This is a genomic window from Promicromonospora sp. NPDC019610, assembly GCF_044389365.1.
Classification (GTDB): Bacteria; Actinomycetota; Actinomycetes; order Actinomycetales; family Cellulomonadaceae; genus Promicromonospora.
The window spans coordinates 170410-182770 of record NZ_JBIRXX010000004.1; the positions used below are offsets into that span (position 1 = coordinate 170410).

A 12361-nucleotide genomic window follows, 5' to 3' on the forward strand; every position below is an offset into this window, starting at 1 on the left:
ACCCGGACGACTGCCAGGGACGCTAGCAGGCCTGGCTGGTCAGCGGAACCTCGTCGTGCCGGGCGACGCCGAACGCGCGGCCCGGGTACCGCAGGCCCGAGAAGTACATGTTGGTGTGGGCCACGATCTGATCGCCGGTGATCGCCACGCCGTCCCACACGGTGTCGCCGGTGGTGTGCGCGTCGCTCACGAGGGTCACGTCGTAGCCCAGCGCGGCGGCCCGCTGCGTCGTCGTGCGGACGCAGAAGTCGGACTGCGCGCCCGCGACGACGAGGCGCGTGGTGCCGAGCGCGTCGAGGACGTCGCGGAGGTCGGTGTCGGCGAACGAGTCGCGGTACGCCTTGTGCACGAGCGCCTCGTCGGAGCGGCGGTCCAGCCCGTCCGCGAGGGCCCAGCCCGGGGTGTCCCGCTCCAGGCCCGGCTCGTGGTGCTGTACCCAGACGACGGGCGTGCCGGCGGCGCGGGCGCGCTCGGCGAGGGCGGCGGAGCGGGCGACGACGCCGTCGGCGTCGAAGCAGCCGCGGACGACGTCGGCCTGGAGGTCGATGAGGAGGACGGCGGTGGTCGGGGGCGTGGTCATGGGCAGGCAACCTCGTGGAAGTCGTCGGGATCGGCGAAGGAGAACTGGTAGCAGACGGACTCGACCTTGCCGGTGTAGCCGCCCATCCAGTCCCTGATGTCGCGGGAGTATCTGACCACGACGTGGCCCGACGACTCCTCGACGACCGTCCCGTCCTCGATCGCCTTCGCGTGCGGCGACAGGTGCAGCTCGTTGCGGTCCAGGTCGGCCAGGCGCCACGCCCACCGGTCCTGGGCGGTGTCGTACCCGGACGTGCCGAGCGCCACGAGGGGGACGACGACGGTCGCGACCACGACCGCGGCGACGATCCAGCGCAGGCGATGGCGGGGCTCGGCGGTCACGGGTCGTATCGTGCCAGGTCCGACACGGGCGCTACCGGGCCAGGCGCATCGCGATGCTCGCGGGTGCCGTCTCGACGAACCCCAGCTTGCGGTACAGGGGCCGGCCGGGCTCGTCCGCGTTGAGCGTGACGTAGGGGTCGGCGGGCGCGCGGTCCGCGATCTGGTCGAGGAGCCACGTCATGACCCGACGGCCGAGCCCGCGGCCCTGGTGCTCCGGCAGGGTCGCGATGTCGGCGATGTGGAAGTACCAGCCGCCGTCACCGAGCGTCCGGCCCATCGCGACCGCCCGGTCCGTCGCCAGCTCGCGGACGTGGCAGAAGGCCCAGCTCGACGTCAGCACGGGGGCGGCCTGCTCGGCGTTCTTGGGGGAGAGGCCGGAGGCCGCGCGCAGGTGCAGGTACTCGTCGACGCTGGGCGCGGTGGGGACCAGGAGGTACGGGTCGTCGCTCATGAAGGCACCCTAAGCATGCGCGCGGCCCGGAATGGCGGCTGGGCGGCCCTGGAGCGGCTGGTGGCGACGGCCTGACGCGAGGCGCCGTTACGCCGCGAGCTCGGCCAGCAGGCGCTCGCGGAGTCGCACGAGCTGGTCGGCCGACTCCTCGGGGGTGACGCCGTCGGTGAAGACGGTGGCGGCGGCGAGCTCGCCGGCCAGCGGCTCCGCGACCCACCGCGCGATCCAGTCGTGGCCCTCGATGATCCAGTCCTTGCCCCGGCTCGCGACCGCGCGCTCGCGCAGCACGGTCACCGACCGTTCGGGGTCGGGGCTGGGCACCAGGTGGACGACGTCGGGGACCGGTGCCAGCGCCCGCCGCACCTGGTCGGCGTGCTGCGGGTCGGTGAAGCTGGTGTAGCCGGCGCCGAACGCGATGACCGCCTCGGGGTGCTCCTCGACGACACGCCGCACGGCGTGGGCGCGGGCCGGCTCCCACTCGCGCTCGGCGGCGGCCCAGCCGACGGCATCGTCCCGCTCCAGGAGCCGGTCCAGGCTCCAGCCGACCTCGGCGCAGTAGGCCCAGGCGATGTCGTCGATGTCCACGAACGGGAGCCCGATCCGCTCGGCGACGAGGGCGCCGAGCGTGGACTTCCCCGCGGCGAGCGGGCCAACCAGGATCATCGACGAGCCTCCCGTGCTGTGGGCGAAATGCGTAAGTATCACCCACGGCGCGGTGGTGGGTGCAGCGACGCTCCGCGCATGGTGCGGAACAGCCCGTGCTCCGCGCGCCGGTGTCGGTGACGATGAGGGCATGGTCCGGGTGCTGGGCATCGTCATCCCCATCGGTATGCCCGACGGTGCCGGACATCGGCAAGCCGACGTGCTGGCACGCCTGGCTGTTGGACCGCGATGGCCGTCCGTGTTCATGACGCCGCCACGCGCGGCACTGACGGCGCCGGACTATGCCGCGGCGCTGGAGATCGCGCGTCGGGTGTCCGGCAAGGGGATCAGCCGGCAGGCGTGGGCGCTCGGGCCACGCATCCTGGAGGTCGACGCCGCCGTGGCGTGCTGGACAGCGCGGCGCGTGGCGGAGGGAGTGGGCGTGCGTCACCCCGATCCGCCGGAGGAGCTCGACGGAATTGCCGCGAGCATCCACGCCTGACCAACGCCCTGGTGGCCGGGCTGTGGTCACACACCACGCGGGTGAGGGGTGTCGGGTGCGGCGTACTTCGTTCACCGGGGCCACGGGTTGTCCGCCTCTGCAGGATTGTTCAGCTGGGGCGAACTTGGCGGGGTGCACGTGGACGTTCTCCGGCAGGTCCGGCACCCTCCGCCTGTCACGACGAGACCCGGCCGCCGTCCGGCCCGCCGCCGTCCCACCCGCCGCTGTCCGACCTGGCCGCCGCCCGGTCTGCCGGCCTCTGCCGGCCTCTGGCGTGCCGGGCGTCCGGCCCGACTGGCGGGCCGGAGCCCTATGCCGACGTCGGACGGTGGTGGTCCAGGTAGTTCTGCGTCGTCGTGAGGCTTGTCAGGTCGGGCATCCGGTCGAGGTAGACCAGGCCGTCGAGGTGGTCGATCTCGTGCTGGAAGACGCGCGCCGCGTACCCGCTGACCTCGCTGGTGATCGCCTGGCCGGTCTCGTCGGTGTACCGGACCGTGATGCTCGCGGACCGCGGCACCTGGCCCAGGTAGCCGGGCACGCTGAAGCAGCCCTCCCAGTCGAGCACCGTCTCGGCGGAGCGCTCCAGGACGGTCGGGTTCAGGAGCTGGATCAGGCCGGTCTCGGGCCGGTCGGGAAACACGTCGGTCCGGCGCACCTCGACGATCGCGGCCCGCACCGAGACGCCGATCTGCGGGGCGGCCAAACCGGCGCCCTTCAGCTCGCGCAGCCGGGTGGTGAGGGTCGTCAGGAGCTCCTGGGCAGCGCCGGCCTCGATCTCCGAGGTGGGGGCCTTCAGCCGTGGGTCGCCGATCGTGACGAGGTCGTCGTCGGCGACACCCTTGATCCAGTTGTCGTCGCTGCGGTGCTGGCTCACTCGATTCCTTCCGGGCCGGGCGTGGTTCCGCGCCACCGTACCCGCGGCATGGTTCCGTGGTGCGCATCCACGCTCGGCTCAGGGCGCATCACCAGGGGAGACACATGTCGGACGCACGCCGGGACCGGCTCGCCGGGCTCCTCGCCGAGGCCGCCGCCCGGTTCGGTGTGACGCTCGACGGCGAGCCGATCCGCGGGTCCTATGACCGGACCCTCGCCGTCCGCACGTCCGGCCCGGCGTGGCTGCGGGTCACGGCGCAGCCGCCGGAGTGGGCGCAGGGCGAGATCTGGGACGGAATCGCCACCGCGACGGGCGAGGCCTTCGACGACGTCCCGATGCCCCGGCACCTGCGGACCGCCCAGTGGGCTGCGCGATGGGACGACGTCGACCAGGTCGTCCGGGCCGATCTGATCACCTTCGTGGACGAGCCCGCTGTGGGCACCGGCCTCGTGCTCGACCATCCGGTCGACCTGCCCGACACCTGGTGGACCGGGCTGCGGGCCGGGCTCGACACCCTGCGCCGGGTCACCGCGACCGAACGCCGGGTCCTGGAGCCCGACGCCGTCCGGTCCTCGATCCTCGCCCGGTTCGGCGTGGAGATCGACCTCGGCCGCATCGAGTGGGAGGTCGCCCACGGCGACCTGCACTTCGGCAACCTCACCGCCCCGCGTCTGTCGATCCTCGACTGGGAGTACTGGGGCTGGGCGCCCGCCGGTTACGACGCCGCCGTCCTCGCCTGCTCCGCGGTCCTCCAGCCCGACGTCGCCGCCCGGGTCCGCGCCGAGTTCGCCGACGTGCTCGGCACCTACTCCGGCGCGGTCGCCCAGCTCGCCGCCGCCGACAAGTACCTGCGGCTGGTCGGCATCGGCGCGTACCCGGAGATCGCGGACCCGGTCCGGCGTCAGGCGGAGGCCGTCGTCCGGGACCAGCTCGGCTGACCGGCCGCGCGGCCGCGCGCGTGTCCGGGCTGGTCGGGGCGCGACGGCGCCGTCAGGGGCGGGCGCCGTCAGGCGGCGGGCACCGCGCGGACGGCGTCGAGCCCGCGGTTGCTGTTGAGCTTCCCGGTGATCCACGCGGTCGTGGTGCGCGGGAGGAAGCGCGGCAGCCAGGATCCGACCTGGTTCAGCCGCCGGCCCGGGTACGACGCGCTCCTGCCGCGGGCGAAGTCGTCGAGGGTCCGCCGGGCCACGTCCCCGGGGGAGTCGAGGAACCGCGGGTCCATGGTGTGCGAGGTCCCCGCGAAGAACGCGGTCTCCGTCCCGCCGGGGTGCGCCGCCATCACGTGCACGCCCGTGCCGCGCAGCTCCTCGGCCACCGCCTCCGTGAACGACAGCACGAACGCCTTGGTCGCGGCGTAGGCGGCCTGGTAGGGCATGGGCTGGAAGGCCGCCGTCGAGGCGACGTTGATGATGCCGCCGTGGCCCCGGGCCGTCATCGCGGCGCCGAACCCGTGGGTCAGCGCCATGAGCGCGGTGACGTTGAGATCCACCGCCGTCTGCTGGGGCTCGAGCGGGCGGTCCAGGAACGGCCCCGCCGGGCCCATGCCCGCGTTGTTGACGAGCAGGTCGACCGGCACCGAGGCGGGGCCGAGGTCGCGCAGGAGGGCGGCGACCTGGTCGGGATCCGTCAGGTCCGTCGCGCGGGTGGTCACCGCGACGTCGTGCGCGGCGCGGAGCCGGGCGGCCAGCGCGTCGAGCTCCGGGGCCGAGCGCGCGACGAGCACGAGGTCTGATCCGCGCCGGGCGAGCTCGGTCGCGTAGGACGTGCCGAGCCCGCGGGAGGCTCCGGTCACGAGTGTGGTGGTGCCGCGGTAGCTGTACATGGTCCGCCTTCGTCCGTGAATGCTTCGAGTCTCGAAGTAGTTTGGACCCTAACACCTTCGAGTCTCGAACTAATACGGGCTAGGATCGCCGGATGAGCCAGACCGATCTCGAAGCCGTCGTCCGGGCGAACCACGAGCTCTTCATGCTCACGGGCGACCGGGCGGCCGACGTCGTCGCGCGGCACCGGCTCACGCTCCAGACGGCGCAGGCGCTGTGGGTCATCGACCCCGACGAGGTGCCGCCGTCGATGAAGGTGATGAGCGAACGCCTGCACTGCAACGCGCCGAACCTGAGCTTCGTGACCAACCAGCTCGTCGAGCGGGGCCTGGTCGAGCGCGCCACGGACCCGCACGACCGCCGGTCGCGCGTCGTCGTCCTGACGGCGGAGGGCCGACGCGTGCGCACCGAGGTCATCGCAGGGACGCTGGACCGGACCCCGTTCGCTGGCCTGGACGCCGACGACCTGCGGGAGCTGGCCGGGCTGCTGGCGAAGGCGCTCGCGGCGCGGAGCTGAGGGCCTGTGCCCCGGTTCTTGCGGGGCGTGTGTTCAGGTCGCGGGATTCCCGTCGCAGAGATCCTCCGGGACTTCCGACCCGCAGATGTACATCTGCCACTCACTGACCGCGCCGAACTTCCTCCCGTCCGGCGTCGTGTAGCGGACCGTGAGGTCCCCGACATGGGCGCCGCCCTCGTCCGCCTTCACAGCGACGAGCAGTTCTTCGGTCTGGCCCATGTTGTCGGCGCTGTCCGCGCAGGTTCGCTCGACCCGGAAGCCTTCGACCCCCTCCTGGATGCTGCCCGAGAGGGCAACGGGACCGTCCTGGAGCGGCGTGCCGCGCATGCTGGCGATCGGGTCCGAGGTCGAGTCGTCGAACGACCGGAGGAAGACCCGCACGGAGAGTGGGTCCAGATCCTTGTCGCTGGTCCAGTCGACGCCGTCGATCACGATCGGGCCGTCTCCGTCGGCGATGCAGGGGAGAAAGGACCCGAACGTCGTCGTCCAGGTTCCGTCCGGACCACGATCTTCCGCGGACGCGGCGAAGGCGCCGCCTCCCGACTGCAAGGACAGGGGGTGCTCGTCGTCGTCGCCGTGGAACGTGATCCCGGTGTCGGCCTGGCAGCCCACGACCAGCGCGAGGGCGGCGACTGCCAGTGCTGCCCCGACACCCGCGGAGCCCCTCACTTCCGCGCGCCCGCGACCTCCAGCAGCAGGTCCACGAGCCGCTCGGCGGCGTCGGGCACCCCGTTCTTGCGGGCGGCGTCGGCCATGCGCTCGCGCCGTCCGGCGTCGTCCAGGAGCCCGGCCAGCGCCCCGCGGAGGTCCGAGAACGTGAGGTCGCCCTCCAGGGCGACGGCCGCGCCCAGGTCCTGGAGCCGGCGGGCGTTGTGTGCCTGCTCGTTCCCGGCGGACGACGCCAGCGGGATCAGCACCGCGGGCTTGCCCAGCGCCGTCAGCTCGGCGATGGTCCCGGCCCCGCTGCGGGAGATGACGACGTCGGCGAGGGCGAGCACGTCCGGCAGCTCCGCCCCGACGAACCCGAGCACGCGGTACCGCGCGGCCAGCTCTGCCGGGAGCGTGGCGGTGCGCTCGAACATCTCCTTGAGGTTGTTCGGGCCGCACTGGTGGATCACGTTCGCGCGCTGGAGCAGCCAGGGCAGCGTCTCGGCGACCAGCTCGTTGATCTGCACCGAGCCCTGCGCGCCGCCCGTGACGTACAGGACCGGCAGGTCGGGGTCGAACGAGTCGAGGCCCAGCGCGTCGACGGCCTTGAGCGGCTCGCCGGTCAGCACCTCGGCGCGCACCGGGTTGCCGGTCACCACGGCCCGCTCGCGCACGGCGTCGGGCAGCAGCTCCAGGGTGGACGGCGACGACACGGCGATGCGCGTGGCCCGCTTGGCCAGCAGGCGGTTGGCCAGCCCGAGCCGCACGGTCTGCTCGTGCACCACGAGCGGACGGCGGACCAGGCCCGCCGCGATGCCGACCGGGACGGCGACGTAGCCGCCGGTCGACAGGATCACGTCGGGCTTGAACTCGGACACGATCGACCGGGCCTGCGCGACGCCGATCGGCACCCGCGCCATGTCTTTCATGTTGCTGGCCGACAGCATGCCCAGCGGGTTGGCCGACCGGCGCAGCTTGCCCGTCGCCACCGGCAGGAACCGGATGCCCTCGGACGCCGTGACCCGGGCCTCCAGCCCGTCGGCCGTGCCCGCCCACAGGACGCTGACGGCGGTGCCCGACTCGGCCAGCCGGGCCTGCAGCGCGCGCAGCGTCGTGAGCGCCGGGTACGTGTGGCCGCCGGTCCCGCCACCGGTGACGAGCAGTCGGAACTCGGACGGCTGTGAACTCACGAGACATCTCCCTGGACGGCAGCGGAAGGGGGCGTGCTCCCAACTCTAGGGGGTCGACGGCGGTCGTCCGCTTCGCCAGTGAGGTACGGATAGTCGCAGTTCAGCGGGTCTTCTTCGAGGTCAGAGTTTCTCCTCTTTCGGTGGCCCGAAAGCGGAGAAACTCTGGCCTCGAAGAGGAGCGCTGGGCGCCCTCCGACGGTCCTCGGTGAGACGTAGATCACCGCGCCCCGAGTCGCCTGCTGACCTCGCGCGCCGCCCGGGTCGCCTGCTCCGCGAGGCCGGCTCGGGCGTCGTCGTCGTACTCCTCGGAGCGGAAGGTGATCGCCAGTCCCGCGACCGGGCGGCCCGTGTGGTCGACGACGGCGGCGGCCACGGACGCGAAGCCCGCCGTCACCTCGCCGTCCTCCACCGCGAAGCCGCGCGCCCGGGCCAGGCGCAGCACGTCGCGCAGCTCGCGTAGCGTGCGCGGCCCGGCGCCGGTCAGGTCCGTGAACGACCCCGGCGTCGGGTACAGGGCACGCACCTGCGCCGGTGGTAGCAGCGCGAGGACGGCTCGGCCGCTGGCGGTGAGGTGGCTCGGGAGGTGGACGTCGACGTCGGTCACCAGGGGCGGACGCCCCGCCGCCCGCTGCTCCACCAGGTACAGGACCTCCCGGCCGTTCAGCACCGCCAGGTGCCCGTTCTCGCCGGCGGCCTCCACCAGGCGGGCGACGACGGGCGCCGCCAGACGGGTGAGCGGCGCCTGCCGGCTGTACGCGCTGCCCAGGCCGAGGGCCGCGACACCCAGGCCGTAGCGGCGCTCGTCGGGGAAGTGCCGCACGAAGCCCTCGTCGCCCAGCACGGAGAGCAAGTGGTAGACGCTGGACCGGGGCAGGCCGAGGCCGTGCGCGATCGCGCCCGCGGGCACCGGACCGGGCTGCGCCGCGAGGAACGAGAGCAGCCGCGCGGTGGTGCGCGCGGCGGGGACGCTGCTGCTGGTGCCCACGGTGCTGGTCTCCTGCCTGGTGCTGGTGCTGGTGCTGGTGCTGGTGCTGGTGCTGGTGCGGGTGCGGGTGCGGGTGGTGTGGCTCATATGGCTGGTCGGCAGTTTCGGGTGGTCGGTAGTCCGTCAGGTAGTCGGCAATCCGAGCTGCCGACTACCTGACAGATCGCCGACCACCCCGAAGTGCCGACTACCCCGAAGTGCCGACTACCCCGAAGTGCCGACTACCCCGAAGTGCCGACCATGCCAACCCGAGCGGTTGTCTCGTATCCCAGACTCTATCGCCGCCCGTGGCCGCGCCAGCGGGGTCGCGGCGGGGTTCGATGAGCGCATGAGCACCCTGCACGACGCGGCGACGACGCCCGCCACCGGCGCGTCCGCTCCCCGCCGGCCCGGGCACGACCAGCCCCAGGAACAGGCCCCGCACGACCGGACCGGGCACGACCTGCCCCGGCACGTCGTGCTCGACGGCACTCCGCTGACCGTCGAGCAGGTCGTCGCCGTCGCCCGGCACGGCGCGACCGTCGAGATCCACGAGGGCGCGCTGGCCCGTATGGCGCAGACCCGTGCCGTCGTCGACGACCTCGCCCACGACGCCGCGCCGCACTACGGCGTCTCCACCGGCTTCGGCGCGCTGGCCCGCCGGCACATCCCCGCGGAGATGCGGGCGCAGCTCCAGGTCAGCCTCGTGCGCTCGCACGCGGCGGGATCCGGGCCGCAGGTCGAGACCGAGGTGGTGCGCGCCCTCCAGCTCCTGCGGCTCGCGACCCTGGTCACGGGCTATACGGGCGCCCGTCCGGTCACGGCGCAGACCTACGCCGGCATGCTCAACGCGGGGATCACGCCCGTGGTGCACGAGTACGGCTCCCTCGGCTGCTCCGGCGACCTCGCGCCGCTCGCGCACGTGGCGCTCGCCGCCATGGGGGAGGGGCAGGTGCGGGTCGTCCGGCGGGGGGCCTCGACAGGCTCGGCCGGCGGCGCAGGTTCGGCCGGCGAGGCCGGCTCGTCCACCGACGACGACAGCGCCGTCGTCGATGCGGCCCGGGCGCTCGCCGACGCCGGGATCGAGCCGCTGGTCCTCGCCGAGAAGGAGGGCCTGGCCCTCATCAACGGCACCGACGGCATGCTCGGCATGCTCTGCCTCGCGATCCACGACCTGCGCCGCCTGCTCACCACGGCCGACGTCGCCGCGTCCCTGTCCGTCGAGGCCCTCCTCGGCTCGGACGCCCCGTTCGCCGAGGACCTGGTCGCGCTGCGGCCGCACCCCGGGCAGGCGGCGTCGGCGTCGAACATGCGCCGCCTCCTGGCGGGGTCGCCGCTCATGGCGAGCCACCGCGAGCTGGACGACGCCGGGAACCCCGCGTGCACCCGCGTGCAGGACGCCTACTCCCTGCGGTGTGCGCCCCAGGTGCACGGCGCCGCCCGCGACACGCTGGACCACGCGGCCACGGTCGCGGGCCGGGAGCTGGCCTCCGCGATCGACAACCCCGTCGTGACGTCGGACGGGCGGGTCGAGTCCAACGGCAACTTCCACGGTGCTCCCGTCGCGTACGTGCTGGACTTCCTCGCCATCGCGGCCGCCGACCTGGCGAGCATGAGCGAGCGGCGCACCGACCGGTTCCTCGACGTCGCGCGCAACGAGGGCCTGCCCGCGTTCCTCGCGCACGACCCCGGCGTCGACTCCGGGCACATGATCGCCCAGTACACCGCCGCCGGGATCGTCTCGGAGCTCAAGCGCCTCGCGGCGCCCGCGAGCGTGGACTCCATCCCGAGCTCCGCGATGCAGGAGGACCACGTGTCCATGGGCTGGGCCGGCGCACGCAAGCTGCGCCGCTCCGTGGACGGGCTCACCCGCGTGCTCGCGATCGAGGTGCTGACGGCCACGCGTGCCCTGGACCTGCGGGAACAGGCCCCGGCGGCGGGTACGGCGGCGGTCCACGACGTCGTCCGCGCCGTCGTGCCCGGACCCGGACCCGACCGGTACCTCGCCCCCGAGATCGAGCACGTGGTGCGGCTCGTGGCCGGCGCACAGGTCGTGGCGGCCGCCGCGGGTGCCGTCGGGCACCTCCACTGAGCCGCGCCCACACCCCAGCCGAGAGCCGAAGGAGACCGAAGTGAACCAGCCGTACGACCGGGGGACCCCCGTCCCTGTCCGCGCCCCGCGCGGCACGAGCCTGACCGCCCGGAGCTGGCAGACCGAGGCGCCGCTGCGCATGCTCATGAACAACCTCGACCCCGAGGTGGCCGAGCGGCCCGACGACCTGGTGGTCTACGGCGGCACCGGCCGCGCGGCCCGGGACTGGCCGAGCTATCACGCGATCGTCCGCTCCCTGACGGACCTGCGCGAGGACGAGACACTCCTGGTCCAGTCCGGCCGGCCCGTGGGCGTGCTGCGCACGCACGAGTGGGCGCCGCGCGTGCTCATCGCCAACTCCAACCTCGTGGGCGACTGGGCCACATGGCCCGAGCACCGGCGGCTGGAGCAGCTCGGCCTGACGATGTACGGGCAGATGACGGCCGGTTCCTGGATCTACATCGGCACCCAGGGCATCCTGCAGGGCACGTACGAGACGTTCGCGGCCGTGGCCGCCAAGCGGTTCGGCGGGACGCTCGCGGGCACGCTCACCCTGACCGGCGGCTGCGGCGGCATGGGCGGCGCCCAGCCCCTGGCCGTCACGCTCAACGGCGGCGTGTGCCTCGTGGTCGACGTCGACCCGGCCCGCCTGCACCGGCGCGTCGAGACGCGCTACCTCGACGTCGTCGCGTCCTCGCTGGACGAGGGCGTGGAGCTGGCGCTGGCCGCCAAGCGGGACCGGCGCGCGCTCTCGGTGGGCGTGGTCGGCAACTCGGCCGACGTCGTGCCGGAGCTGCTGCGCCGCGGCGTCGAGGTCGACGTCGTGACGGACCAGACGTCGGCGCACGACCCGCTGTCGTACCTGCCGTCCGGCGTGGAGCTGGCGGACTGGGCCGACCTCGCCGAGAAGGACCCCGAGGGGTTCACCGAGCGGGCGCGCGAGTCGATGGCGCGGCACGTCGAGGGCATGGTCGGCTTCCAGGACGCGGGCGCCGAGGTGTTCGACTACGGCAACTCGATCCGCGACGAGGCGCGGCAGGGCGGCTACGGCCGGGCGTTCGACTTCCCGGGGTTCGTGCCCGCGTACATCCGGCCGCTGTTCGCCGAGGGGAAGGGACCGTTCCGCTGGGCCGCGCTCTCCGGGGACGCCCGCGACATCGCGGTGACCGACCAGGCCGTGCTCGACCTCTTCCCCGACGACGACCACCTCGGCCGCTGGATCCGGGCGGCCCAGGACCGGGTCGCGTTCCAGGGCCTGCCCGCGCGCATCTGCTGGCTCGGGCACGGGGAGCGGGACGTCGCGGGGCTGCGGTTCAACGAGCTCGTCACATCGGGTGAGATCTCCGCGCCACTCGCGATCGGGCGTGACCACCTGGACTCCGGCTCGGTGGCCTCGCCGTACCGGGAGACGGAGTCGATGGCCGACGGTTCCGACGCGATCGCGGACTGGCCGCTGCTGAACGCCCTGGTCAACACGGCCTCGGGCGCAACGTGGGTCTCGCTGCACCACGGCGGCGGCGTCGGCATGGGACGGTCGATCCACGCCGGGCAGGTGTCCGTCGCGGACGGGACGGCGCTCGCCGCCGAGAAGCTCGCGCGCGTGCTCGCGAACGACCCCGCGACGGGCGTGCTGCGGCACGTCGACGCCGGGTACGACGACGCCGTCGCGGCCGCGGAGCGCGGCGGGCTGCGGGTGCCGATGCGGGAAACGTCGTGACTGGTGCGGGTACGGGTGCGGGT

The 12361-nt window shown here is 73.6% G+C and carries 14 protein-coding genes; 5 read left to right on the forward strand and 9 right to left on the reverse strand.

The features are described from left to right. Positions 1-22 precede the first annotated feature (22 nt). The 4 genes from ACH45N_RS25645 to ACH45N_RS25660 all read right to left on the reverse strand — a co-directional run bounded on the left by ACH45N_RS25645 (position 23) and on the right by ACH45N_RS25660 (position 2035). Positions 23-580 (reverse strand): isochorismatase family protein, encoded by a 558-nt coding sequence (locus ACH45N_RS25645; protein ID WP_397398791.1) that lies wholly within the window; start codon positions 578-580, stop codon positions 23-25. Further along, positions 577-921, reverse strand: a complete 345-nt coding sequence (locus tag ACH45N_RS25650) for a hypothetical protein (RefSeq protein WP_397398792.1) — start codon at positions 919-921, stop codon at positions 577-579. The genes ACH45N_RS25645 and ACH45N_RS25650 overlap by 4 nt, the downstream gene beginning before the upstream one ends. A gap of 31 nt (positions 922-952) precedes the next feature. After that, positions 953-1372, reverse strand: a complete 420-nt coding sequence (locus ACH45N_RS25655) for a GNAT family N-acetyltransferase (protein ID WP_397398793.1) — start codon at positions 1370-1372, stop codon at positions 953-955. Between the two features lie 87 nt (positions 1373-1459). Then, a complete protein-coding gene (locus ACH45N_RS25660) occupies positions 1460-2035 on the reverse strand; it encodes a shikimate kinase (protein ID WP_397398794.1) in 576 nt (191 codons plus the stop codon). A 130-nt stretch (positions 2036-2165) separates the two neighbouring features. Here ACH45N_RS25660 and ACH45N_RS25665 point away from each other — a divergent pair, with 130 nt between their 5' ends. Beyond that, on the forward strand, positions 2166-2516 hold the full coding sequence (locus tag ACH45N_RS25665; protein WP_397398795.1) for a DUF429 domain-containing protein: 351 nt from the start codon (positions 2166-2168) through the stop codon (positions 2514-2516). Positions 2517-2826: 310 nt separating this feature from the next. Here ACH45N_RS25665 and def read toward each other — a convergent pair whose 3' ends face one another. Beyond that, complete coding sequence (def, locus tag ACH45N_RS25670) at positions 2827-3390, reverse strand: peptide deformylase (RefSeq protein WP_397398796.1); 564 nt, start codon at positions 3388-3390, stop codon at positions 2827-2829. A 104-nt stretch (positions 3391-3494) separates the two neighbouring features. On the opposite strand from def, the gene ACH45N_RS25675 reads away from it, so the two are divergent. Beyond that, positions 3495-4328 carry a phosphotransferase gene (locus tag ACH45N_RS25675; RefSeq protein WP_397398797.1) on the forward strand — a complete coding sequence of 278 codons (834 nt, stop codon included), beginning with the start codon at positions 3495-3497 and terminating at the stop codon, positions 4326-4328. Positions 4329-4396: 68 nt separating this feature from the next. Here the strand turns inward: ACH45N_RS25675 and ACH45N_RS25680 are convergent, their stop codons facing one another. Further along, the gene (locus ACH45N_RS25680) at positions 4397-5212 is read right to left on the reverse strand and encodes an SDR family NAD(P)-dependent oxidoreductase (RefSeq protein WP_397398798.1); all 816 of its coding nucleotides are present in this window, start codon (positions 5210-5212) and stop codon (positions 4397-4399) included. A gap of 92 nt (positions 5213-5304) precedes the next feature. Between ACH45N_RS25680 and ACH45N_RS25685 the strand changes: the two genes are divergently transcribed. Further along, positions 5305-5727 carry a MarR family winged helix-turn-helix transcriptional regulator gene (locus tag ACH45N_RS25685; protein ID WP_397398799.1) on the forward strand — a complete coding sequence of 141 codons (423 nt, stop codon included), beginning with the start codon at positions 5305-5307 and terminating at the stop codon, positions 5725-5727. A 33-nt stretch (positions 5728-5760) separates the two neighbouring features. Here ACH45N_RS25685 and ACH45N_RS25690 read toward each other — a convergent pair whose 3' ends face one another. The 3 genes from ACH45N_RS25690 to ACH45N_RS25700 all read right to left on the reverse strand — a co-directional run bounded on the left by ACH45N_RS25690 (position 5761) and on the right by ACH45N_RS25700 (position 8550). Next, positions 5761-6396, reverse strand: a complete 636-nt coding sequence (locus tag ACH45N_RS25690; RefSeq protein WP_397398800.1) for a hypothetical protein — start codon at positions 6394-6396, stop codon at positions 5761-5763. After that, positions 6393-7565, reverse strand: coding sequence for a UDP-N-acetylglucosamine--N-acetylmuramyl-(pentapeptide) pyrophosphoryl-undecaprenol N-acetylglucosamine transferase (locus tag ACH45N_RS25695; RefSeq protein WP_397398801.1), 1173 nt, complete (start codon positions 7563-7565; stop codon positions 6393-6395). The genes ACH45N_RS25690 and ACH45N_RS25695 overlap by 4 nt, the downstream gene beginning before the upstream one ends. A gap of 217 nt (positions 7566-7782) precedes the next feature. Further along, positions 7783-8550, reverse strand: a complete 768-nt coding sequence (locus tag ACH45N_RS25700; protein ID WP_397399499.1) for an IclR family transcriptional regulator — start codon at positions 8548-8550, stop codon at positions 7783-7785. A 328-nt stretch (positions 8551-8878) separates the two neighbouring features. Here ACH45N_RS25700 and hutH point away from each other — a divergent pair, with 328 nt between their 5' ends. Together hutH and hutU are read left to right on the forward strand one after the other, a co-directional pair. Then, the gene (hutH, locus tag ACH45N_RS25705) at positions 8879-10621 is read left to right on the forward strand and encodes a histidine ammonia-lyase (RefSeq protein WP_397398802.1); all 1743 of its coding nucleotides are present in this window, start codon (positions 8879-8881) and stop codon (positions 10619-10621) included. 40 nt (positions 10622-10661) lie between these two features. Continuing rightward, a complete protein-coding gene (gene hutU / locus ACH45N_RS25710) occupies positions 10662-12338 on the forward strand; it encodes a urocanate hydratase (protein ID WP_397398803.1) in 1677 nt (558 codons plus the stop codon). Positions 12339-12361 lie beyond the last annotated feature (23 nt).